The following is a 26,035-nucleotide window of genomic DNA, read 5'->3' as shown; positions in this document are numbered from 1 at the left end:
TATTACTTTTTGAAAATGAAATAAACTGCCAGCACCAAAAAGAAAAATCCGATCAAATGATTGGCTTTTATGGACTCATTTTTGAAAAAAATGAAAGTAAATGCCATAAAAACAATCAAAGTAATTACCTCCTGCAAAACTTTTAATTCTACCAGGGAAAAAGGGCCTCCATTTTCCCGAAATCCAATCCTGTTGGCAGGAACCTGAAAGATATACTCAAAGAAGGCTATTCCCCAACTTATCAGGACAATAGAAACTATCCCAAGATTTTCAAACCAGCGCATTTCTTTGAATTTTAAATGACCATACCATGCAAATGTCATAAAGGTATTGGACAAGACAAGTAACAAGATGGTAAGTAATCCTTTCATCTTCGCATGAAACTATATGTTGGAACTTAATATTTCCAAATGTTTCCAAAAACTCGGATATGATTTATTAACGACCTCTGGATCTTCTATAATAACCCTTGTTTTGGTCATCAAAGGCATAAATGCCATGGCCATTCTATGGTCATCATAAGTATGTATCCTTACTTGATTTGGCATATTAACACTTGGGATCAGTGTAAACACATCTTTCTCTGTCTCCACAAAATCTGCATTGAATTTGGCAAGCTCTTGCTGCAATGCAAAAATCCTGTCTGTTTCTTTAATTCTTAGGCTTTCAACTCCGGTGAAAACTGCCTTCTGGCCCACAATAGCACAGGTTACAGCTACTGTTTGGGCTATATCAGGACAATGAGTGAAATCGAAGGCTTCAAAACCTTTGATGGGCTGCTTGGTAAGTTTAACTCCATCTGCATTAAACTCACTTTTTACCCCAAGTTTATCCATAATTTCCACAATTTTGGAATCTCCTTGAAGGCTATTCTCTTTAAGACCTTTTAAGAACAACTCTCCCTTTTCTGCACAGGCCACCAAACTGAACCAATAACTGGCTCCAGACCAATCACTCTCCACGGAAAAGGTCGTAGGCTGATACTTTTGGGGAGCTACAATTATGGTGTTATTCTCCCAGATTGCCTCCACCCCAAATGCCTTCATCAGTTGGATGGTCATTTCTATGTAAGTCTTTGAGCCTACTTTTCCTTCAAGTTCCAGCTGAAGACCTTGGGGAAGTTTGGGGGAGATCATCAATAGGGCAGAAATATACTGACTACTGACATCTCCCCTTATGCTTACTCTTCCTGATTTTTGTTCCTGAAGACCATGTACAGCTAAAGGTGGATAACCTTCGCTGTTTAGGTAATGGATTTCAGCTCCAATTTCTCTTAATGCATCTACCAAAATACCAATAGGCCTCTCGCACATCCTTGCAGTCCCTGTCAATACTTTATGCTGATTGGTTACAGCAGCATATGCAGTTAAAAAGCGCATGGTTGTACCAGCATCAAGTACATCATAAACCGGAGGATTTTCTTTTAATAGCCTGATCATAGTCTGTGTATCTCTCGCTTCAGCGAGATTGTGGAGGTGATTTTCACCTTCGGTTAAGGCATCAATGATCAAGGCCCTGTTGCTTTCACTTTTGGAAGAAGGTAAGGGTATGGTACAGGGCTGAAAAGCAGAGAATTGATTCAATACTAATGTTTCCAAGGTATGGATAGGTTCGTTTAAAGCTTGATTGATTGATAATAGTGGATAGATTCACTGATTTCCTGGTGGCTTACAGGAATATTAAAATCACATGCTCCAATTTTTCTCAAAAGAGAAAAGTACATGGTACTGGATACATTTTTTTTATCCTGACTACAAAGCTGGGTGATAGTAGGAACATCTTCGTCAGAAAATTCAAAATGGCCAAAGACACTTAATATCACTTTCTCTACTTCTTTCAATTCCTCTTTTGAAAGCCCGGATTTTTTGGTAGAAAGATACGCTTCACATATCATACCTATTGCTATAGCCTCTCCATGCAGTAAGTGTTGTTGGGTTCCCAAAAAATGAGATTCAAAGGCATGCCCAATTGTATGCCCAAAATTAAGTATCTTCCTTAATCCGGATTCTTTGGGATCCTTTTCCACTACCTCTTTCTTGATATTCACGGACTTCTCAATAATTTCTTTCCATGGCTGATCCTGCCAGTTTTCAAATTTTAAAATCCTGAAATAATCCGCGTTACGGATAAGGCCATGTTTAAGTACTTCTGCAAATCCTGATCTAAGTTCATTTTCCGGCAATGTTTTCAAAAATTCTTCAGCAATGATTACCGCATCCGGTTGAGTAAAAACCCCTATATGGTTTTTGAAACCTTGGAAATCTATACCCAGCTTTCCTCCTACACTGGCATCCACTTGGGACAATAAAGTCGTTGGGATATTGATAAAACGAACTCCTCTTTTATAGGTCGCTGCACAAAATCCCCCCATATCTCCTGTTACTCCTCCACCCAGGTTAATGATCAATGTTTTGCGATCAAATCCTTCATTAGTCATCCACTCCCAGATTTTTACGCAGGTCTCAAGGTTTTTATGATTTTCGCCAGCTGGAAAAGCAAATTTTCTTACCGATTCCGGCAAAATCTTTTCTATTAAAGGAAGGCAAGTATTTTTGGTATTGGAATCCATTATTAGACCCAATGATGAATATTCTAAATGCCCCAAAAATTGCTTGAGGTCATTGGCAATTTGACTGGAAAATAAAACTGTCTCCAAAACGATTTTTTATTACAAAACTAAGGAAATGTATAGTTTAAAAAAGTCTATCCACTCCTTAATATCATGATAGATAAATTTAATCCATACAATTGAAAGAAGGGAATGGTCGGGGAATCTAAGTCCCCCGATCCAAATTTTCCACATCATACAAGTTCAATTACAGGTGGTTAGTCTCAACCTTTTTTTACAGGCTCTGCTTCTCTTAATTGTTTTTCCTGCCTTTTTACTGACTCCTCATGGATACAATACAGCAATTCTTTCATGAATTTTTCACTGAGGTTTTTCTGAATCCCTTTCTGTGTCCTCGACTCCATTACAAATTTCCACCTATCAGACTGAAATACTGCCAGATTATGCTCTCTTTTGTAAGCACCGACCTGATCAATCAAAGAGAATCTTTCCTGTAAAATATCCAACAATTGATCATCCAAATGATCGATGGCATTCCTAAGATCATTCAGCCTTTCACTTGGATTTTCTTCTTCAAGTGTATTTTTGAAATCAATAAAAGAAAGTATTTCTTTTAGCTTGGCAGGGGTTACTTGCTGCTTAGCATCAGACCATGCATTATCTGGATCATGATGAGTTTCAATCATCAGACCATCCAATCCAAAATTGATAGCCCTTTGGGCAGTCTCTAAAATTCCCTCCCTATTACCTACGATATGACTGGGATCATTGATTACTTCCATTCCTTTCCATTCCCTTTTAAGGTGAATAGGCATGGACCAGTTGGGCTTATTTCTGAATCTTTTGTCGTAAGAGTCTGAGAATCCACGGTGTATAGCAGCCAATTTATTAATACCTACTGCATGAAACCTTTCCAAAGCCCCAATCCAAAGCTGGAGATCCGGATTCATAGGGTTTTTGACCATCACTGGAATATCTACTCCACGAAGCGCTTCCGCCAATTCCTGCACAGCAAATGGGTTGACAGTAGTTCTTGCTCCTACCCACAGTACATCTACATTATGTTTTAGTGCACTTTCCACATGAGCTGCATTTCCAACTTCTGTGGTGATGGGGATATTCAGATGATGCCTTACAATTTCCATCCATTTCAATCCATCTTCCCCAATGCCTTCAAAGGAGCCCGGTCTGGTTCTAGGTTTCCATATTCCTGCTCGGAAAATATCAGGAACCATATTTTCTTTTTTCATTTCGAGGCAGACCTTCTCAATTTGCTCTGGTGTCTCTGCACTGCATGGTCCTGCGATGATGGTGTGGCCTTTTAGCCCTAATCCCCAATCTTTGGTTTGTAAATGATCTTGCATGATTGTTACGGTTTAAATAAAAAGAGCCCGATTCTTTCGAATCGGGCTCTTTATTTGGTTTATTTTTTTTAAATTTTTACCAGACAATAAGCAGCTCCGATTCGACCTTCAGGACGAAAGTAAAAGTAAAAGAAGGTAAAATATGATAGAGCTGCGTTTAACATGTTTCAAATGTAGGGGGATAATTATTAATAACAAATCAATGAATGAATATTTTTTTGATTTTTTTTCAAACACTGACCAAAACATTACAAATTCAGAAAATGAGATAATTTTTTTGAATCAAAACAAAATAAAATTCTGAATAAAACTCATGAATGACTTCCCTTATTCTTGACCTCCATAATTTCCTCTTGTTTTCTTATGGACTCTGAATGAATAATATCAAATAATTCTTTGACAAACTCAGGATTGATTTGTAGTGCTTTTGCCCATTCAGGTCTGGATTCAAATACTTTTTTCCACCTTTCCATTTGAAAAATGGCTACATTATTTAGCTTTTTATATTCTCCTGCTTTTTCCACCAACTTCATCCTTCTGCTCAATATTTCTAATAATTCCCTATCCACTTCGTCTATGTGTCCTCTAATAATTTCCAATTGTGATTCCAAAAAGGGATTATCCACAGAAGGTATCCTGGTCTGGAGTTGCTGGATCAATCCTGCCAAATCCGATGGGGTTAGCTGCTGAGCACTATCGGACCAGGCTTTATCCGGATCAATATGGGATTCTATAATAAATCCGTCGAAATTCAGATCCAAGGCCATTTGTGAGACGGGCAATATAAGGTCCCTTCTTCCTGAAATATGACTCGGATCGTTGAGAAGGGGGATCTGGGGATATCTGGTCTTTAGCTCCAATGGAATCTGCCAGGTCGGACTGTTTCTGTAAACTTTATCATTGAAATTGGAAAACCCTCTATGGATAGCTCCCAATCTTGTAATACCGGCTTGGTTGATTCTTTCCAAAGCACCGATCCAAAGTGCCAAATCAGGATTTACCGGGTTTTTTACAAAGACAGGTACATCAATTCCTTTTAGGCTATTGGCAATTTCCTGAACTGTAAATGGGTTTACTGTAGACCGGGCACCAATCCAAAAAACACGGATCCCATGCTCAAGTGCTTCCTCTACGTGGTAGGGACTGGCTACTTCAATTGCAAACTGGACATTGTATTTTGATTGGACCTCCTGAATCCAGGGCAAGGCAATACTTCCCAATCCTTCAAAGGAGTTGGGCCGTGTCCTGGGTTTCCAAACCCCTCCCCTTATGATTTTGAACCCTAGTCTTGCCAATTCCCCTACCGTGTTGTCCAATTGCTCGGGAGTCTCTACACTACAGGGACCTACCATAAATACAGGGTGATTATCAAAAATCCCCCAATCATTTAGTCTCTTAATTTCCAATTCTATGGTATTTATTGAATACTTATCAACAACAAGGGAAAGACTTTAGTTTACATCAACATTAAACCGAAGATTCCCATTTGCTTATGATTTAATAAGCATTCCTTTTTTTATTGATTAATTTGACTTGCAAAGATACAGATCCCCTCTTAAAAACTTTCACCCATATTCAGGTGATGTTTTCCCTATATCTAATGCTGATCTGTGAATTCCTGTAATATTATAATTGAGTTTGAATATTACTTTGTAAAAATCAGATGAAGCTCAACTGAATCAGAAACAGGCTTAAAAAAACCCATTTTAAATCAACGTATTTCACCAAACAAAGCCAATCCTCTTGCAGTTTTTTTGATATATTTGCAGCCTGATTCAACCTTTATGTCAGTAAAACCCAAAATTTCTTTTGAGAATTTAGAAGTAGCCTTTGCTTCAAAATCGGATGCAGAACTCAAAAAGATGTACTACATCTTTGCTACAATGAATAATAACCTAGCTGTCAGCCTTGGGATCAAGTTGGCAGATCTGGCATTTGCATTGAAATTACCCATCAATGGGATCATGAAAAAAACCATGTTTGGTCATTTCTGTGGAGGCGAAAGTATCGAAGACTGTGAAAAATCAGTAAATAAACTGGCCGAATACGGTGTAAAAACTATCTTGGATTATTCAGTAGAAGGAGAAGGAGATGAGGAAAGCTATGAGGCTACAAAAAATGAAATCCTAAAAACCATCGAAAGGTCTGCAGGAGATCCAAATATCCCCTTTGCTGTATTCAAAGTCACCGGCCTGGGTGATTTCAATATTATGACTAAAATCCAGGAAGGGCAAAAACTCAGTAGTAAAGAGGAAATAGCATTCCAAAAACTTGAAAAACGAGTAGATGAGCTCTGTGAGGCCGCCTACCAGGCAGGAACCAAAATTTTAATTGATGCTGAGGACTCTTGGTATCAGGAGACTTTGGATATCCTTGTTTACCGAGCCATGGAAAAGTACAACAAAGAATCCTGCGTGGTATTCAATACTTATCAAATGTATAGGCATGATATGCTTCAGAGATTAAAAAATGCCCATCAAACAGCACTTGATAAAGGGTATTTCCTTGGCGCAAAACTGGTAAGGGGAGCTTATATGGAAAAAGAAAGGGAAAGGGCTCTAAAAAAAGGATATCTAAGCCCAATACAGCCTGACAAAGCTTCAACAGACAGAGATTACGACGCAGCTGTAAAATATTGTATGGAGAATATCCAGACCATGAACCTGGTTTCAGGTTCACACAATGAACACAGCAATCTCCTATTGACCGAACTAATTGGAGATTATGGACTGGCAGAAAATGACGAAAGAGTTTACTTTGCGCAGCTTTATGGAATGAGTGACAATATTTCCTTCAATCTTGCGGATGCAGGATATAATGTGGTCAAATATGTACCTTACGGTCCGGTTGAAAAAGTAATGCCTTACCTGTCTAGGAGAGCAGAAGAAAACACCTCTGTAGCCGGACAGAGCAGTAGGGAATTTGACCTGATCAAAAAGGAAATGAGAAGGAGAAAAATTAAAAATAATTGAAGCAACAATCCGATAATAGATTTTCCTTAAATCAGGATCTGCTAAAGAAAAAGAAAAATGTAACCTGGTGAAGATAACTCATCCGGGTTCCAAATAAATTGATATCAAACCAATTAAACAAAATGCAATTACTTAGCGAACAGGAGTTAGAGAGAAGAAAAGACCGTGAGGAATTGATGAAATTAGGGATAAACCCCTATCCTGCGGAAACCTTCCCTATCAACGTAACAGCAAAAGATATTCACAGCAATTACGCAAACAATAAAAACGACTATAAAAATATCTCCATTGCTGGAAGGCTGATGAGCAGGAGAATAATGGGTTCCGCTGCTTTTGCAGAAATCCAGGATTCGACGGCAAGACTTCAGATTTACATCAGAAGGGATGACATTTGCCCAGGAGAGGATAAAACACTTTACAATACGGTTTTTAAGAAACTTTTGGGAATTGGAGATTTTATAGGTGTGAAGGGTTATATTTTCACTACCCAGACTGAAGAAATTTCCCTTCATGTTACTGAACTGAAAATCCTCTCCAAATCAGTCAAACCGCTTCCTGTGGTAAAAAGGGATGAAATAGGTAATGTATACGATGGATTTACCGATCCGGAATTGAGATATAGACAAAGGTATGTGGATCTGACTGTAAATCCAGAGGTAAAAGAGGTGTTCGTTACTAGATCCAGGATTATCACCAATATGCGCAAGTATTTTGATGATCATGGCTGGCTGGAAGTGGAAACACCGATTTTACAACAAGTTCATGGTGGGGCAGCTGCCAGACCATTCCAAACCCATCACAACACATTGGACATGCCTCTTTACCTGAGGATAGCAAATGAACTATACTTAAAAAGACTCATAGTTGGCGGTTTTGATGGCGTATATGAGTTTGGTAAAATGTTCCGAAACGAGGGAATGGACAGAACTCACAATCCTGAATTCACATCTTTGGAAATCTATGTGGCCTACAAAGATTACATATGGATGATGGAAATGGTGGAAGAGCTAATTGAAAAAGTTACTGAATCCATCCATGGCAATACAACAGTGAAAGTTGGTGAAAATACGATAGACTTTGCTGGCCCTTACAGGAGATTGACCATGTTTGATGCCATCAAGGAATATGCTGGAGTGGATGTAAGCGAGATGGATGAAAGTGCTTTGAGAAAAACATGCATCGACCTTGGTATAGAAATCGATGACAGTATGGGTAAGGGCAAATTGATCGATGAGATTTTTGGGGCAAAAGTAGAAGACCATCTGATCCAGCCTACCTATATTACTGATTACCCTGTTGAAATGACCCCTCTTGCCAAAAAGCACAGAAGCAAAGAGGGACTGGTAGAAAGATTTGAACTATTTGTCAATGGTAAAGAAATTGCCAATGCTTATTCAGAACTTAATGATCCAATTGATCAGAGAGAGCGCTTTGAGGATCAATTGAAGTTAGCTGCCAGAGGAGATGATGAAGCAATGGCGATGGATGAGGATTTCCTAAGGGCATTGGAATATGGAATGCCCCCTACCTCTGGATTGGGTATCGGAATTGATAGACTAACTATGCTTTTGACCAACAAATCCACTATCCAGGAAGTATTGTTCTTTCCTCAAATGCGCCCTGAAAAGAAAATAAAAATTGCTTCAGATAAAGATTTTATTGAATTGGGTATTCCTGCAGCACTGATCCCAGCGATAAGGGATTTGAATATTCATACTATTGAACAATTAAAGGAACAGGATGTCAACAAATTATTCAATGATGTCTGCGGTAGAAGGAAAAAACTGAAACTTGAAACACCCAATCCTACAAAAGAAGATGTAGAAAATTGGTTGGCTTAACAAAAAAAAACCGGGTTCAGGAAGCCCGGTTTTTTTGTTTAATAATTAAATAAATAATTCCAAAGCCCACCCATAATATGGTCCAAGGCATACTATATCCCACAGTGTAGGCTGAATCTTTAAATTCGAAGCTGAAATTATAAGGCTTGATTATAAAAAAAACCAAGACCCCTAAAGCCAGGTAAACCAGAAATTGATAATTTTTCATGCCAGAAAAATAGTAAAATTCACGGAATTAAAAATTTTAACTTGGTATCCTTTGTCATAATTAAACATCATGGTTGTCCGCTTTCATGCCAGTAGAATAATCACAATAGAATAAACCTACGATTTCAAACCAATATCAATGAATAACTTGTCCGCCCAGGCGGATCCAATATCTATTAATAACAGGTTGATTCAAGACCCAATTTAAATTGGTTACTGGTCTAATTGCGGATACACATATTAAACATAATCCTATTGGTTGAAAAAACAACCTATTTTATCAAATCTTGCAAATATTTTACCTTTTTATTGTTAAATTATAAATCATTTTTACGATATTCTACAAAATTTCTAATCAAAACACTTTTTCAACCATGAACCTCAGACTCAATTCAGAATTTGGAACATTAAAAGCCGTGCTAATGCACAGGCCAGGCAAAGAAATAGACAGGCTGACGCCCTACAACAAAGATTTCTTATTGTTTGAAGATGTTCCCTATCTGGAAGCAATGCAGAAAGAGCATGACTATTTCACTGACCTCATTAAGCAAACTACCGGAGCCCAGGTTTATAGATTAAAAGAACTGTTAATGCAGACTTTATCAAAAAGGGACTTATTGGAAACTTTGATGGATGATGCTTTAAAAAGAAACAGACTTACCCATTTCAAGGAATACATTTTAGAAAGATTTTCAACTGCAGAGTGTGCACTGGCTCTTACAGCTGGCATTAAGGTTCACGAACTCAAAAGAAAGATCCCTAACCTTCCCAAAACTGAGCTGATGGATTATGCTTTTGTGATTACCCCTTGCCCGAATCTTTATTTTCAAAGAGACCCTATGGCCATCACTCCTGGAGGAATAATTTTTTCCAGTATGAAAATGGAAGGACGCCAAAGAGAAGCCAATCTTCTCAGGGCAGTTTTTGAAAATCACCCTGAATTTATGGAACATGTCAACACCCTCTATCCGGTAAATGGACATGATAACCCACCAAGCATTGAAGGTGGAGATGTGATCATCTTATCAAAAAAAGCCGTTGCTATCGGTAATTCTGAAAGAACAGAAGAAAAGGCGATTTACCATGCGGCCAAAGCCTTGCTGGCAGAAGGAACAGTCGAAAGGGTCTATGAAGTACATCTTCCAAAGAAAAGGCAATACATGCACCTAGACACAGTTTTCACTATTTTGGACGAAAACTTGGTGCTTACTTATCCGGATGCTTTGAATGCAGTCCTACAAACTTCACTTTATACCCTTAAAGAGCAAGAGGGTGACAAAGTACACATTAAAAGACAGGTACTAAACGAATCTCTTCTTACAGTTTTGGAAAAGGAAATCCCTCATTTGGAAATACTTTCAACTGCAGATGGAAATCCTGACTATTCAATGCGTGAACAATGGTTTGATGGAGCCAATGTATTTGCAATTGGGCCCAGAAGGGTAATTTCATATAATAGGAATATCCATACCAATAGGGCTTTGAGAAATATGGGGGTTGAAGTATTAGAGATTCCTTCCTCAGAACTTTCAAGAGGGTTGGGCGGTCCAAGGTGCATGACCCTGCCACTTAGCAGGTCAAAAGTTTAAATTATTTGTTTTCGATCTCATCGACCAACTCATCATACCATTCCTGGCCATATTTTCTTACCAAAGCGTCTTTCAGGAACTTGTAGATAGGAACTCCCAATTTGCTCCCCAAGGAACAAGCTGGGTCACAGATATGCCAGCGATCATAATTCAGGGCATCAAACTGGTCATATTTGGTGATTCTGATAGGATATAGATGACAACTGATCGGTTTTTTAAAATCAATTTTTCCATCCAGGTAGGCTTGTTCTATCCCACATTTCAAAATACCCTTGTTGTCATAAAGAGCATAGGCACATTCCCTATTGTCTCCAATGGTTGGAGTACATTTATCTCCATCCTTATCGATCACCCATGTACCTTGAGCCTCAATCACAGTCCTGCCCTCCTCAGTAATATAATCTTTAACAATGGGGTATATGTTTTCCAAAATGTCGGTCTCGTTATCTTCCAGTGGTGCTCCAGAATCTCCTTCGACACAACATGCTCCTTTGCACTTTTCCAAATCACATACAAAAAACTGCTCTTTGATATCATCGCTGATCACCGCATTACCTATCAGTATCATGGAATAAATTTTATTGTAAATTTAGGGAGATTTGGCCAAATAAGTTGAATTCTAAAAATAAAAGAACCGTTCTGATTTCTCAGAACGGCTCAACCCAGCACTATGAAGAAAAGCTTTTAAAGCCTTCATTCTTTTAACTGAACTGGATTTAATTTTGTTTGAATTTTTTTAATTTTTTTTTTAGAAAGTGAATTGGTAACCTACGGTAATTAACCTAGGGATACCTACCCTAATTCCCTGAGGCCTTCTTGAAGCAATATACCTCTCGTCTGTAAGGTTCTTAACTGATAAATTGAATTTGGAATTCCAGTTTTTTATCTGATAAGAAATCACAGCGTCAAAGACTTTGTAGGAAGGTATAATTCCAATTCTTCCGTCAACAGATGGTTGAATAGTATTTAATTCATCTCCAAATTGACTCCCTACAAAATTCCCAACCAATCTCAGACCTAATCCAGATTCAGTCTCCAGTGTTAAGGCTGAATTGATAAACCAATCAGGCGCATAAGGCGTTTTATTCCCATTGATATTTACTCCGTTTTGGAACCGGTCTTCAGAGAAAGTAGCTTTCAAAAAAGTAGCGTTGATATCATAAATCAGCCTGGTTTTGCTAAATCCAAAAAGATTGCTTAAATCCATTACCAAAGCTGTTTCAACACCCCTATTCAAAGTGGCCCCTCCATTTACCAAGCCAAAGCCAACACCTCCTGAAGACTCTGATACAGGAATGATTTGATTACTGAAATTCATAACAAAACCGGTCGCCTCCAAGAACAACCACTTTAAGGGTTCTGTTCTGAGGCCAAGTTCATAATTAACACTTTTTTCAGCTTCCAAATCCAACACATCTCCAAGTGAGGTAATCGCGTCTTTTGTCCTTGGAGGAGCATATCCCTTATGGATCCCACCAAAAACATTTAAGGTCTGTGCAGGTCTGTAATTAAAGCCGAAACCCGGTATAATTTCATTGATAACATTTCCCGCTACCAAAACAGTATCCCGTACTCCTAAGCCTGGAAAACTTCTCCTTCTTATGTCTCTTTCATAGTCAAAATTTTCAAATCTTAACCCCATATTTAAGTCTAATTTGGGGGATAAGTTTACTTTATTTTGAATGTAAGCAGCAAGTGCATAACCTGTCCTCACTTCATCTTCTACCAAGTTCCCGCTTTTTACACCAGCTCTGGTACCATCCACTCTTTGCTCAAATGCCCTCTCATAAAGGTACCTGGTTCCAACAATCAGTTCGTTTTTCAAGTCAAATACTTTGTAATCTACTTCCAGTCTTGGCTCAATTCCTGCCACCTCAAATTGTCTGTTTCTATTACCTGTACTGTTCCTCATATAAATTGCCCCACCTGGAATTTCCACATCACCCCAAACTATACCAGTCCAATTGGATGGAGGCGTATTGGAATTATTGATGGTAAAATCCTGCCTATTCCAATTCCTTGTGGTAGTGTAACCATAGGCAATGGTTTTCAATCTCACATTTTTGTTAAATCTATATTGGTGATTGAAGCTCAAGGAATACCTTCTTACATCCAGTCTATCATCAGGTGCCAATCTTAGGAAATCATCGGCCCCTCCTCGATCAAACATGACCTGGTTAATCCCTATGTAAGTAGAATTTGAGCTTTCATTGTAAATCCCCAACTTCATCCCCAACTCCGAATTTTCATTGATGTTGAAGAGGAACTTGGTGTTGAAATCAGTAATATCAAATTCAGTTGGACCAATATTGTCTGCTTTTTTTCTTAACAAACTGGTCTGAATTCCTGTGTTACCAAAAGTATTCCCATAATTGACCAATCCGGAGAAAAATCCTCCCTGGCCTCCTTGAATATAGATCGACCCTTCTTCATCTTGTGGTGGATTGGCCGTGATGTAATTAATAACTCCACCGATTGTCTGTGGACCAAACAGAATCTGACCTGAGCCTTTCAAAATTTCAACTCCGGCCATTCTATCCATCACAGGAGTATAATACATTTCAGGCTCACCATATGGAGACAAAGCCACTGGAACTCCGTCTTCTAAAACCAAAACACTTCTACTCCTGTCAGGATCAAGTCCCCTAATACCAATATTTACCCTCATCCCAAGGCCTTCTTCGTCCACTACATGGACTCCCGGAGACCTTCTCAAAACTTCATTTCCACTTAGAGGATTGATGGTCTGGATCTCTTTGGCATCAATATATGTTACAGAACCCGGCACCCTACTGAAAACCCTATCTTTTGAGGCAATTATCGTAATCTGAGGCATTTCAACTCCAGTTTCTTCAAAAACCAGGTCCAATTCCCTCACAATGCCGTTTATTATCTGTATCGTTTTTGTAAAAGATTTATAGCCTACCGCAGAAACTTTAATGGTATATTCTCCATCTTCTAAATCATAAATCTGAAAAGTTCCATCCAAATTGGTATAGGTTCCTTTTACAGTCCCTAAAACAAGAATATTTGCAAAAGGAATAATCTCACCTTCAGGTGATTTGACCTGTCCGGAGACTATCAAAGACTTTCCTTCTTTATTTTCGCCGTTGATTGCATAGCTTGGATATATCAAAACTAATGACAACACCCAAATCATTAAACAATTTGTGATAAGCTTAATCATAATAGGAGTTTATATTTAGATTAAATTTAATTTATTGGCCAAAAGTATTTCTTATTTAAACTTAATCCAAATAAAACCCGCTAATTGTGAAATGCTGTTTTTTTATGATAATTTTAACCCGATAGATTTCATCCATATTCAGGCTTCTTTATTGTATTTGCTTAATTATTTTCCATTTCCGCACTTTTTCTAAAATTATTCGTTAGCCACATAAGGATTATTTACCTTTATTTGCAAAGTGCAAGCTGACTTGTCGCTGTTCCGGTTTAATCTGGGAGAGAGGAAAGTCCGGGCAACAAAGAGCACCATACTTCCTAACGGGAAGGGGTCTTGATGGTGACGGCAAGATCACAGACAGTGCCACAGAAAAAATACCGCCCTGTACCGATAGCTATCGGCCCGGGGTAAGGGTGAAAAGGTGGGGTAAGAGCCCACCGCTCCGACAGTGATGAAGGGGGCACGGTAAACCTTATGGGTTGAAAGATCAAATAGGTTCCGCCTTGGGTTAAACCCAAAAAGGGCTGCTCGTCCTTATGCGGAATGGGTAGATCGATAGAGCCCTGATGTGAATCAGGGCCTAGATAAATGACAGGTAAGCTGCCCAAAAAGCAGTGAACAGAACCCGGCTTATAGGCTTGCACTTTTTTTAACCAACTAAAAATATTTATGGCAAAAATCCTCATTATCGATGATGAAAAAGTCATCCGGTCCACACTAAAAGAAATCCTGGAATACGAAAATTATCAAGTAACCGAAGCCCAAGATGGGGAACAGGGGCTTAAAAAGATCCAAGAAGAGGAATTCGATCTGGTCCTTTGTGATGTCAAAATGCCTAAGATGGATGGACTGGAAGTCCTCGAGAAAGTTTCGGAACTCGATAAACAACCACAGTTTATCATGATCTCTGCCCATGGCAGTATAGAAACTGCGGTAGAAGCCACTAAAAAGGGAGCTTTTGACTTCATACCTAAACCTCCTGATCTCAACCGATTGCTTCTTACCGTCCGTAATGCCCTGGACAAAAAAAATCTTGTTTCCGAAACCAAGGTTCTTCGAAAAAAACTTTCCCAAAAGTTGGATATGGTGGGAGAATCTCCTGCTATAAAACAGGTCAAGGAGACTATTGAGAAAGTAGCCCCGACAGATGCCAGGGTTCTAATCACTGGTCCCAATGGAACAGGAAAAGAATTAGTAGCACACTGGCTACACCAAAAAAGCAACCGGTCTGAAGCCCCTTTTATCGCTGTAAACTGTGCCGCTATACCTGCTGAGTTGATTGAAAGTGAACTTTTTGGTCATGAAAAAGGCTCATTTACATCTGCGGTCAAACAGAGAATTGGGAAATTTGAGCAAGCAGACGGAGGCACTTTGTTTTTGGATGAAATCGGAGACATGAGTCTTTCTGCTCAATCTAAAGTACTTAGGGCTTTACAGGAGCATAAAATTACCCGTGTAGGGGGAGACAAAGACATCAAAGTGGATGTCAGAGTTTTAGCTGCAACCAACAAAGATCTTAAGAAAGAAATAGAAGATGGAAAATTCAGGGAAGACCTCTATCACCGGCTCAGTGTGATCCTGATTCAAGTACCTGCCCTTAAAGAAAGAAAAGAGGACATAGCCTTACTAGTTGATAAATTTCTAGAAGATATCGCAAAGGAATACGGAACTGCCAAAAAAGATATCAGCAAAGAAGCAATCGCGAAACTTCAGGAATTTCCTTGGACAGGAAATATCCGAGAGCTGCGCAATGTAGTGGAAAGATTGGTTATATTGGGTGATAAAACAATCTGCCTTGAAGATGTCAAAAAATATGCTGACTACTAAGTCAGCATATTTTTTATCCTTTAATTTCTTTGTTGTCTACTGCTTTGGCATAAGCAGGACATGGTTTACTGGAAGCACAAGCACCAAGAGCCAAAAGTCCAAGAGCCATTACAACTACCGCTAATTTTTTCATGCTTTTAAAGTTTTTAAAAACCAAATATGTTTAATTATTCAACCAATACAAAATTAATTGACCATTAAATTACAACCTCTTACCTCACTATTATCGAATCGTCCCAGGACTTCTAGGCACCCCTGATCGTCAAATCTCCCTAAATCTTGAGTCTCAATAAAAGCACAGGAATGAAAATTAGCCAGGTCAATGATATTGATTCCACCCTGTCTCTTAGAGCTTAATGACAATGGGTCATTGACATCTCTCAGTAAAACGTTCATAGTGATTGGCAAATTGTATTTGCCATCTCCTTTTGAATAAGCTTGGGAAAGAAGTTCCGTCATGCCATATTCAGAATGTATTTTTGATTGGTGAAATGAAGCCTTTAACTTTTCATGCACCTCTTCCCTGATCATTTCTTTTCTTCTGCCTTTCATTCCACCTGTCTCCATTACTATCAGATTTTCCATTTTTGGAAACTTAATGTTGCTTTCCGCCAAATCCAACAAAGCAAAAGTCACCCCCAAAAGCAAAACATTTTTTGTATCATCCTTCAATTCCCAAAGTACCTTTACCAAATCCTCATGGTTATACAGATAGAATCCAGAATATGGAGAATCTGATTCCTTTATAAAATAATCAGCCATACTTACCAACGAACTCCCCTTTCTTTCCAAATAAGCAGGTAAAAGCGCTAAAACATGGAAATCCCTGATAGATCCATATTCCTTTTCAAATAAATTCAGGGCATTTTTCAGATAAAATTCTTCAGACCAATAGTAATGTTTACTGGTAATTGTGCCTGAAGTACCACTACTGGAATAAAAACCCTCATATTGAGTAATATCTCCCGATACAACAATGAAATCTTTGAAAAATCCAACCGGCAAAAAAGGTATTTGAGAAATTTCCCCTACATCATCCGGATTAATCCTCCTTGCGTTCAGATAGGTCTTATAAACCGGATTATTCTGGGCTTGAAATTGAAACAATTCAATTGACTTTTTTTCAAAGTCTTGAATATTAAAATTGAGGATATCTTCCTGAAAACTTTTGAAATAATTCATCGTTTCATAATTTGTATACCGAAAATTGAGCAATTTTACGTGGATACCGATTTCCTGTAAATTTATACCAGCATGAGCAGTGTAAAAAAATATCTGTACATTTTATTTCTGATACCAATAACCTATTCCTGTATATCCACACCGGATAATTTTCCGACAGTTCCGGAAATTGCTTTTGAAGACATGGTTTTTGTCAACACCGCAGGGGCTGATTCCCTAATAGTTTCCATTAAGTTTAAAGATGCAGAAGGCGATCTCGGACTGAACCCAACTGATATCAACCCGCCATTTCAAGAGATTAACTTCAGGAGAAACAATGATGGCACACTCATCACTTATGCAAATAGACCTCCCAATGCACCTAATTTCAACCCGCTTGACTGGGCAATTAACCCGCTAGTGAATAACGTTAGAGTAAATGACACAATTTGGGTTGAACAGAACCCCGACCACTTCAATATCTTTGTTAAATTTTTTATAAAAAGAAATGGAACCTTTAACGAATTTAGGTGGCAAGATCCTCCATTTTTTACAACATTTAATGGCCGATTCCCAAGGATATTCAATAGCGCTGAAGGACAACCTGTAGAAGGGGTTATCCAATATTCAATGCTTTCTTTTGGATGGCAGTCCATTTTCAGAAACGACACCATCAGGATTGACGTTCAAATTCAGGATAGGGCATTAAACAAAAGTAATATTGCTTCCAGCCCGGAGGTAACCTTGAATCAAATCAGCAGGAGATAATGGGCTTTCTACCCAAGTATGTGAAAAATCTGATTTAGCAAGATTTTCTTAGTATGCTTAAAAAGTATCAAAATGTCTTAATTTTTTTGCAATATCAGGGACAAATAAAAGGTTCATAAATAAAAATCTGTATTGATAAATTTGTAAAAAGGCCGCAAAGCTTCAAATGCAATGCGGCCTCTCAATTTTTTGTTTCAGGAAACCAGATTATAATTCAGGGAATTTTATAGGATCAGCTTCATGCATCATTCCATATATTTTCTCTACCACATCTTCTATGGATGGTTTTGAGAAGTAATCACCATCTGAAGAATAGGCTGGCCTATGCGCCTTTCCTGCCAATGTAGCAGGTTCTGCATCAAGGAAATAATAAGCTCCCTGTTCTTCAACCACTTTCTGCATCATGTATGCAGAAGCCCCACCTGGAACATCTTCATCTGCAAACAACACCCGATTTGTCTTCTTCACAGATTCTAAAATAATGTGATTCACATCAAAAGGCAAGAGCGTTTGGACATCAATGATTTCAATATCTATTCCCATATCAGCAAGGTCTTTTGCTGCATCTTCCACAATTCTGCACATAGACCCATAAGTCACAACAGTGAGATCTTTCCCTTCTTTGATCACTTCAGGCTGGCCTAAGGGAACTCTGAACTCACCAATATTGGCAGGCATTTTTTCTTTAAGCCTGTAACCGTTTAAGCATTCAATCACAAGAGCTGGTTCATCAGCTTGCATCAGGGTATTGTACATACCTGCTGCCTGGGTCATGTTTCTTGGCACACATATCAGCATTCCTCTTAGAGAATGGAGCAACATTCCAATCGGGGAACCGGCATGCCAGACTCCTTCAAGCCTGTGCCCCCTGGTCCTAACGATCAGCGGTGCTTTTTGTCCACCTTTTGTCCTATATTGCAAACAGGCCAAGTCATCGGACAAGGTCATCAAGGCATAATGAATATAATCAAGGTACTGGATTTCTGCCATTGGTCTTAGTCCCCTTAATGCAGTTCCAATCCCCTGACCTATGATTGTCACCTCCCGGATACTTGTATCCGTGACCCTTAATTCGCCATGTTTTGCCTGAAGACCTGCAAATGCCTGATTTACGTCACCAATTTTCCCCACATCTTCTCCAAAAGCCAAAAATCTTGGATCCGTAGCCAGTAGGTTATCAAAACATGCCTGCAAGACTTCCCTTCCATCAACCAATGGTGCATCCGCTTCATATTCAACTGGCACCGGAGAAATTTTTTCTGAAGAAAAGTCTGATTGGCTGTATAAATGACTGCTATACCTATCCTCATTGATTTCCTGCTGTTGCAGATACCAATTTTTAAGGACAGTTTTTGCAGAAATATTTTCCTTTCTCAACAGCCACAAAGCCCTTCTAACTGTACTGATCACATCCTTTCTTATTGGATTGATAAGTTTGGTCAGATCTTCTGCTAAAGCTTCTAAATCCTGTTTAAATGAAGATTGTTCCGCAGCTTGTTTTAACAAATGAACTGCTTCTTTCAGTTCATTTTTGATTTCACCGGAAAATGCAGTCCAAGCGGCATCCTTTTCTTTTTTGACAAATGCTTTTGCGTCCTGTTCAATCTGATCCAAATCCTCTTCAGAAGCAATGCCACTATCAATGATATACTTTTTGAATTGGAGAAGGCAATCGTACTCTTTCTCCCATTCCAATCTTTCTTTGGATTTATATCGCTCATGCGAGCCGGATGTTGAATGGCCTTGAGGTTGGGTCATTTCAACAACATGTATCATTACGGGCACATGCTCTTCTCTGGCAATTCTTGCCGCATTTTCATACGCCCTGTCCAAGGCTTCATAATCCCAACCTTTTACTACAAAAATCTCATAACCTCTTTGATCATCATTTCTCTGGAGACCTTTCAAAATCTCGGAGATACTGCCTTTTGTAGTATGGTATTCATTTGGAACAGAAATTCCATATCCATCATCCCAAATTGAAATTACCATAGGAACTTGAAGCACACCTGCGGCATTAACCGCTTCAAAGAACATCCCTTCTGAAGTAGAAGCATTACCGATGGTACCCCAAGCTACTTCATTTCCATTCTTACTGAATTGACTCAATTCCTTTAATCCAGGATTCTGGCGGAATAATTTAGATGCATATGCCAAGCCCAGCAATTTCGGCATCTGACCGGCAGTTGGGGAAATATCCGCAGAAGAATTTTTCATCTCAGTCAGATTTTTCCAGGTCCCATCATTATTTAAAGATCTAGTGGCAAAATGACCGTTCATCAATCGTCCGGCAGAAGCTGGGTCTGCCTCAACGGAAGTATGTGCGTAAAGTTGAGCAAAGTATTCCTTTATTGTCAATTGATCAATGGCCATCATAAAAGTCTGGTCCCTGTAATAACCTGCTCGGAAATCCCCATCTTTAAAATGTCTTGCCATGGCAATCTGGGCCAGTTCTTTACCATCACCAAAAATGCCAAATTTTGCTTTCCCCATAAAGACTTCTTTCCTGCCCATTAGCGATGCATGACGGCTTTCCCAGCCCAATCGGTAATCGTTGAGAAGCTGCTCTTTATCAAGCACTTTTGATCTTTTGTTTTTTGAAATTGTTGCCACGTTAGTCATATTGTAATCTCTAATCGTTATTTTGGGTGTAAATGGCTGTCAACCAAGTATTCCAAAAATAGGGAAATTTGTTATTTTTACAAACAGGAAAACAGAATAATCGCAAAAAAATTCGAAAAAAAATTCCAAATAATCGACATATTTTTCTTTTTTACAAAATAAAATTTTTTATAGACAACTTAATCCAATTTTTAGAATATGCATTGTGCGCAAAATGCCATACAAATATTAGCCAAAAACGAAAATTAAAGATTCTCGGAATTTTTAATTTTTTAAAACAGATTTTTGAAATTTTGTTTAGAAAAATATTACCTAATAAAATTATATTCTGAAAACAGAATGTTTGCACCTTGAATTCAAAATAAATGAATTGATTTTGTTCCAAATCCATGAGCCCTTATTATCTTTGCGCAACTCTTTAAAAAACCCAAATTGTAACGATATGATCATAGGTGTTCCAAAGGAAATCAAAAACAATGAAAACAGGGTGGCACTTACTCCTGCCGGTGCGAAAGAACTGGTAAAAAGAGGCCATCAAGTTTATGTTCAACATACTGCTGGTATAGGAAGTGGTTTTTCCGATGATGAATATACCGCAGCAGGAGCTGCTATATTACCTACAATTGAAGATGTATATAGCATTGCGGAAATGATAATCAAGGTAAAGGAACCAATTGAACCTGAATACAAGCTCATTAAAGAAGGTCAACTTTTATTTACCTATTTTCATTTTGCATCTTACGAACCTTTGACCAAAGCAATGGTTGAAAGTAAGGCTATTTGCTTAGCATATGAAACTGTTGAAAAAGCTGACCGAAGCCTCCCACTTTTGGTGCCAATGTCAGAAGTTGCAGGAAGAATGGCTATACAAAAAGGCGCTAATTATCTGGAAAAACCATTAAAAGGCAGAGGGATCCTGCTAGGTGGAGTACCAGGTGTACTCCCTGCCAAAGTATTGATCTTAGGTGGTGGCATAGTAGGTACCCAAGCCGCATGGATGGCCGCCGGATTAGGTGCTGATGTGACTATCATGGATGTTTCTCTTCCAAGAATGAGGTACTTGGCAGATGTAATGCCTGCCAATGTCAAGACCATGATGTCCAACGAATATAATATCAGAGAAATGATCAAGCATGCGGACTTAATTGTCGGTGCTGTATTGATTCCTGGTGCAAAAGCTCCTCATTTGATCACAAAAGATATGCTGAAGGACATGAAACCAGGAACTGTATTGGTTGATGTAGCAGTAGATCAAGGAGGTTGCATTGAGACTTGTAAGCCAACGACCCATGAAAACCCAACATACATCATTGATGATGTAGTACACTATTGCGTAGCCAATATGCCAGGTGCTGTTCCTTATACTTCCACACTGGCTTTGACCAATGCTACCCTACCTTATGCCATTCAATTGGCTAACAAAGGGTGGAAAAAAGCAGCTCAAGAAAACCCTGAATTAGTTCCAGGCCTTAATGTTATCAACGGAGACATTGTTTATAAAGCTGTAGCTGAGGCATTCAATATGGACTATGTGCCAGTTGAAAAATACCTCGCTGACTAATATATAAAACACTAATTAAAAAAGGCTGCTCAATTTGAACAGCCTTTTTCAATTATTTTATTTTTGCCTCAATATCGTCGATATCAGCTTTTTTGATCAATTCATTTTGTATAATGACTGCAGGAGCTGACTTACAAAAGTCCATACATTTCGTTTTGATCAGCTTAAATTTCCCTTTATGGTCTTCTGAATTGATTAGCTCCTTGATGCCCGAACCCAATTTTTTACTACCTGCCTTCTTACAGTCAGAACCGTTACATAGGAAAATGAATTTTCGGTAAGGTGACATAGACTTTAATTTTAGCAGATAATCCTATAATTTAATCAAGAAATATCAAAACTGTAAGCTGACAAGTTTAAAAAAAAGAAACTTGGTCCACCAGTACCAAGTTTCTAAATATATCCAATATCCTGTAACGTCCTGATTTTACTTGACACTTATTTTATTTTCTTCTCTAGGGTTCGACTCCCTAAGAGTCGGGATTCCTGAATATCAAAATTACCTCTCAGCCCCGGGCGAACCCCTACCCTTAAGGGATTTAAACCCCCATCGGGGTGGTTTTGTCATCATTTCAAGCAATTACCTTAATGAAAACCTTAAATCCTTAATAGTTTTCACCTCCACTCCAAACTGGCCCGTCGTTAAAATGATCCAAAGGGATCATATTTATACGCTCCGTCTCGAAATCCGCCTTCCGAAATCCCCCTTAACCGATTTTTTGCGTCTTGTATCTTGAGTTTTTTATGTAGATTCTCGCTTCTATTTTCTCGCTTCTCCTATCACATATTCCTCCTATACTGACCTCCTACTTCGTACAAGGCGTTGGTAATCTGACCTAAGGAACAGAATTTGGTTGCTTCCATTAACTTTTCGAAAATATTGCCATTTTGGACAGCAACTTTCTGAAGTTCTTCCAGCTCTTTTTCGGCCTTTTCTTTGTGTCTATTGTGAAGACGGTTAAGGGTTTCAATTTGTTCCTCTTTCTCTTCTTTAGTTGCCCTGATTACCTCACCAGGGATGACTGTTGGTGAACCTTCAGAAGATAGAAATGTGTTTACCCCAACGATCGGATACTCCCCTGTATGCTTCAACATTTCATAATGGAGGCTTTCTTCTTGGATTTTTCCTCTTTGGTACATGGTCTCCATGGCCCCTAGAACTCCTCCCCTTTCGGTAATCCTATCAAATTCTGCATAAACAGCCTCTTCAACCAGGTCGGTCAACTCCTCAATGATAAAAGCTCCTTGGGTTGGATTTTCATTTTTAGCCAAACCAAGTTCTTTATTGATGATCAACTGAATTGCCATCGCCCTTCTAACAGATGCTTCAGTCGGAGTAGTTATTGCCTCATCATAAGCATTGGTATGCAGGGAATTACAGTTGTCATAAATTGCATAGAGTGCTTGCAAGGTAGTCCTGATATCATTGAAGTCAATTTCCTGTGCATGTAGAGATCTCCCAGAAGTTTGGATATGGTACTTCAGCATTTGGGAACGATCATTGGCACCATATTTCAGCTTCATGGCCTTTGCCCAAATTCTTCTGGCCACCCTACCGATTACGGCATATTCGGGATCAATGCCGTTGGAGAAGAAAAATGAAAGATTAGGAGCAAATTTATTGATATCCATCCCTCTGGACACATAATACTCTACATAAGTAAAGCCATTGGACAAAGTCAACGCCAATTGGGTGATAGGATTGGCTCCTGCCTCTGCAATATGGTATCCAGAAATAGAAACAGAATAGAAATTCCTTACATTATGATTGATAAAATATTGCTGCACATCTCCCATCAATCTCAATGAAAACTCTGTTGAAAAAATACAGGTATTTTGTGCCTGATCCTCTTTCAGGATATCTGCTTGAACAGTTCCTCGGACAGAAGCCAAGGTTTTGGTTTTGATTTGCTGGTAAATATCATGAGGAAGTACCTGATCGCCGGTAACGCCTAAAAGCATTAATCCCAATCCATCGTTGCCTTCCGGTATGGAGGCATTGTAGCTAGGCCTCTGCAAACCCCTACCCCTGTAAATCGCGTCAATTTTGGCATTAACTTCTTCTTCCAAACCATTTTCCCTGATATATATTTCACACTGTTGATCAATAGCAGCATTCATAAAAAAAGCCGTCATAGTAGCTGCAGGCCCATTGATGGTCATAGAAACAGAAGTCAAAGGATCCGCAAGATTGAAGCCTGAGTATAATTTCTTGGCATCATCCAAACAGCAAACGTTCACTCCGGAATTACCGATTTTACCATAAATATCAGGTCTATAATCAGGATCTTCACCATAAAGCGTTACCGAATCAAATGCCGTAGAAAGTCTTTTGGCAGGCATGTCTTTAGACACATAGTGAAAACGTTTATTTGTCCTTTCCGGTCCACCTTCCCCTGCAAACATCCTTGTAGGATCCTCTCCTTCCCTTTTGAAAGGAAAAACTCCTGAAGTATAAGGAAATTCTCCCGGCACATTTTCCTTTAAGCCCCATTTCAAAAGATCTCCCCATGCCTCATACTTTGGAAGTGATACCTTCGGGATTCTGGACTGGGACAGAGAAGTATGGTAAGTCTTGACTTTCAACTCCTTATCCCTCACTTTAAAAATATAGTAATCATCAGCATAATGCTGCATTTTTTGAGGCCATTCCTCCAACCATTTTTTGTTTTTGGGATCCAGCTCCAATTCCAATTGGTCATACACCTCTTGAAGTTCTTTGATCAGTCTGTCCTGATCCGAAACTTTGGCTGACTTAACTGCTTCAATCGACTTTTGGACACTGTATAATTTTTGAGCAACATTTTTTTGCTCCTCCACCCACCTATCATAATTACGGTTATTCTCAGATATTTCTGACAAATAGCGGGTTCTTGAAGGCGGAATGATATAAATTTTCTCGGACATTTCTTTGGTAACCTCGAATGAAGTTGCCAAATCAGCTCCAGTCTTTTCAGCAAGCTTATGAATTACCGCTTTATAGAGGTTGTTCATTCCGGGGTCATTAAACTGAGAGGCAATAGTTCCAAAAACCGGTATATCTTCATCAGCAATATCCCAAAGGTTATGGTTTCTCTTGAATTGTTTTTTGACATCGCGTAGCGCATCTTGTGCACCTCTCTTATCAAATTTATTCAGGGCAATCACATCAGCAAAATCCAACATATCAATTTTCTCGAGTTGGGTTGCCGCACCATATTCCGGAGTCATCACATATAAGGACATATCAGAATGCTCTATTATTTCTGTGTCGGACTGACCTATTCCTGAGGTTTCCAGTACAATCAGATCAAAACTGGCTGCCTTGACCACATCCACAGCATCCTGCACATATTTTGAAAGTGCCAAGTTCGATTGCCTTGTCGCCAAAGATCTCATATAGACCCTTGGATGATTTATAGAATTCATCCTGATCCTATCTCCCAATAATGCCCCTCCAGTCTTTCTTTTAGATGGATCCACTGAAATAATGGCAATATGCTTGTCTTTGAAATCCAATAAAAATCTCCTTACCAATTCATCCACCAAAGATGATTTGCCGGCACCACCAGTTCCTGTTATCCCCAATACAGGTGTTTTGCTGTCCGAAGAAATCTTCCTTATTTCCTCAAGAATAGACTTACTTTCCTCCGGATAATTTTCAGCCGCTGAAATGCATCTTGCAATGCTGGATTTATCAGCTTTATCTAGAACGGAACTCTTTACATTTTGCCCGACAGGAAAATCCGACTTTTGAACCAAATCATTGATCATCCCCTGGAGCCCCATTGCTCTGCCATCATCTGGAGAATAGATTCTGGAAATACCATATTCATGCAGTTCCTTGATTTCTTCTGGTAAAATGGTTCCTCCACCACCTCCAAAAATTTTAATGTGCCCCGCTCCCTTTTCTTTCAATAGGTCAAACATGTACTTGAAAAATTCTACATGTCCACCTTGATAGGAAGTAATGGCTATAGCCTGAACATCTTCTTGGATGGCACAATCCACTATTTCCTGAACAGAACGGTTATGCCCAAGATGGATTACTTCACACCCGGTTGACTGTATGATTCTACGCATGATATTTATAGCTGCATCATGTCCGTCAAACAAAGATGCGGCCGTCACAATCCTAATGTGGTTTTTGGGTTTATATATTTCCTGTGAATAAGACATTATATTAGGAGTTTTTCTTTTAATCTAATCCAGATAAATCTGTCCTAAGAATTAACAGATCATCAGCAGCATAACTGCTTGCGAATATAATAAAAAAGACGCTTAATCAAATCCACAATGTCTCTATAACTCAAAACAAAATTTTGAACTTTCTTTAAAATCAACAATAATAAAAATAATGTTCTAAAATAAACAACAATAGCAGAATATAA

At 38.8% G+C, this 26,035-nt stretch carries 17 protein-coding genes and 1 other RNA gene; 7 read left to right on the top strand and 11 right to left on the bottom strand.

The features are described 5' to 3' along the window. Nucleotides 1–2: 2 nt before the first annotated feature. From CLV48_RS05725 to CLV48_RS05705, 5 genes are all read right to left on the bottom strand, one after another. Nucleotides 3–371, bottom strand: a complete 369-nt coding sequence (locus CLV48_RS05725; protein WP_106566308.1) for a DMT family protein — start codon at nt 369–371, stop codon at nt 3–5. A 12-nt stretch (nt 372–383) separates the two neighbouring features. Beyond that, on the bottom strand, nt 384–1,598 hold the full coding sequence (locus CLV48_RS05720; RefSeq protein ID WP_106566307.1) for a 3-phosphoshikimate 1-carboxyvinyltransferase: 1,215 nt from the start codon (nt 1,596–1,598) through the stop codon (nt 384–386). 17 nt (nt 1,599–1,615) lie between these two features. Then, entirely contained in the window at nt 1,616–2,656 is a 1,041-nt protein-coding gene (gene aroB / locus CLV48_RS05715) for a 3-dehydroquinate synthase (protein ID WP_106566306.1), read from the bottom strand. A gap of 176 nt (nt 2,657–2,832) precedes the next feature. Further along, the gene (locus tag CLV48_RS05710) at nt 2,833–3,933 is read right to left on the bottom strand and encodes a chorismate mutase (protein WP_106566305.1); all 1,101 of its coding nucleotides are present in this window, start codon (nt 3,931–3,933) and stop codon (nt 2,833–2,835) included. Nucleotides 3,934–4,244: 311 nt separating this feature from the next. Then, on the bottom strand, nt 4,245–5,339 hold the full coding sequence (locus CLV48_RS05705; protein ID WP_245889495.1) for a bifunctional 3-deoxy-7-phosphoheptulonate synthase/chorismate mutase type II: 1,095 nt from the start codon (nt 5,337–5,339) through the stop codon (nt 4,245–4,247). Nucleotides 5,340–5,717: 378 nt separating this feature from the next. Here CLV48_RS05705 and CLV48_RS05700 point away from each other — a divergent pair, with 378 nt between their 5' ends. The 3 genes from CLV48_RS05700 to CLV48_RS05685 all read left to right on the top strand — a co-directional run bounded on the left by CLV48_RS05700 (nt 5,718) and on the right by CLV48_RS05685 (nt 10,542). Further along, entirely contained in the window at nt 5,718–6,905 is a 1,188-nt protein-coding gene (locus tag CLV48_RS05700) for a proline dehydrogenase family protein (protein WP_106566303.1), read from the top strand. 122 nt (nt 6,906–7,027) lie between these two features. Next, a complete protein-coding gene (gene lysS / locus CLV48_RS05695; protein WP_106566302.1) occupies nt 7,028–8,746 on the top strand; it encodes a lysine--tRNA ligase in 1,719 nt (572 codons plus the stop codon). A 581-nt stretch (nt 8,747–9,327) separates the two neighbouring features. Beyond that, the gene (locus CLV48_RS05685; protein WP_106566300.1) at nt 9,328–10,542 is read left to right on the top strand and encodes an arginine deiminase; all 1,215 of its coding nucleotides are present in this window, start codon (nt 9,328–9,330) and stop codon (nt 10,540–10,542) included. Nucleotide 10,543: 1 nt separating this feature from the next. Here the strand turns inward: CLV48_RS05685 and CLV48_RS05680 are convergent, their stop codons facing one another. Further along, nucleotides 10,544–11,110: a DUF3109 family protein gene (locus tag CLV48_RS05680; RefSeq protein ID WP_106566299.1), complete on the bottom strand. Its 567-nt coding sequence runs from the start codon at nt 11,108–11,110 to the stop codon at nt 10,544–10,546. Nucleotides 11,111–11,290: 180 nt separating this feature from the next. Next, entirely contained in the window at nt 11,291–13,729 is a 2,439-nt protein-coding gene (locus tag CLV48_RS05675) for a TonB-dependent receptor (RefSeq protein WP_106566298.1), read from the bottom strand. A gap of 237 nt (nt 13,730–13,966) precedes the next feature. On the opposite strand from CLV48_RS05675, the gene rnpB reads away from it, so the two are divergent. After that, an RNA gene (gene rnpB / locus CLV48_RS05670) (RNase P RNA component class A) lies at nt 13,967–14,375 on the top strand. Between the two features lie 20 nt (nt 14,376–14,395). Further along, a complete protein-coding gene (locus CLV48_RS05665; RefSeq protein ID WP_106566297.1) occupies nt 14,396–15,553 on the top strand; it encodes a sigma-54-dependent transcriptional regulator in 1,158 nt (385 codons plus the stop codon). A gap of 186 nt (nt 15,554–15,739) precedes the next feature. On the opposite strand, the gene CLV48_RS05660 is transcribed toward CLV48_RS05665, so the two are convergent. Further along, entirely contained in the window at nt 15,740–16,735 is a 996-nt protein-coding gene (locus tag CLV48_RS05660; RefSeq protein ID WP_106566296.1) for a long-chain-fatty-acid--protein ligase, read from the bottom strand. Between the two features lie 72 nt (nt 16,736–16,807). Between CLV48_RS05660 and CLV48_RS05655 the strand changes: the two genes are divergently transcribed. After that, complete coding sequence (locus tag CLV48_RS05655) at nt 16,808–17,482, top strand: hypothetical protein (RefSeq protein ID WP_106566295.1); 675 nt, start codon at nt 16,808–16,810, stop codon at nt 17,480–17,482. 207 nt (nt 17,483–17,689) lie between these two features. Here the strand turns inward: CLV48_RS05655 and CLV48_RS05650 are convergent, their stop codons facing one another. Beyond that, a complete protein-coding gene (locus CLV48_RS05650) occupies nt 17,690–20,104 on the bottom strand; it encodes an alpha-ketoacid dehydrogenase subunit alpha/beta (protein WP_106566294.1) in 2,415 nt (804 codons plus the stop codon). A gap of 442 nt (nt 20,105–20,546) precedes the next feature. Between CLV48_RS05650 and ald the strand changes: the two genes are divergently transcribed. Next, the gene (ald, locus tag CLV48_RS05640) at nt 20,547–21,665 is read left to right on the top strand and encodes an alanine dehydrogenase (protein ID WP_106566292.1); all 1,119 of its coding nucleotides are present in this window, start codon (nt 20,547–20,549) and stop codon (nt 21,663–21,665) included. A gap of 52 nt (nt 21,666–21,717) precedes the next feature. Here ald and CLV48_RS05635 read toward each other — a convergent pair whose 3' ends face one another. Then, a complete protein-coding gene (locus CLV48_RS05635; RefSeq protein WP_106566291.1) occupies nt 21,718–21,954 on the bottom strand; it encodes a (2Fe-2S) ferredoxin domain-containing protein in 237 nt (78 codons plus the stop codon). 491 nt (nt 21,955–22,445) lie between these two features. Then, the gene (locus CLV48_RS05630) at nt 22,446–25,823 is read right to left on the bottom strand and encodes a methylmalonyl-CoA mutase family protein (RefSeq protein ID WP_106566290.1); all 3,378 of its coding nucleotides are present in this window, start codon (nt 25,821–25,823) and stop codon (nt 22,446–22,448) included. Nucleotides 25,824–26,035 lie beyond the last annotated feature (212 nt).

This window comes from Cecembia rubra (assembly GCF_003014575.1).
Taxonomy (GTDB): domain Bacteria; phylum Bacteroidota; class Bacteroidia; order Cytophagales; family Cyclobacteriaceae; genus Cecembia_A; species Cecembia_A rubra.
This window is presented reverse-complemented; position numbering and strand designations above follow the sequence as displayed.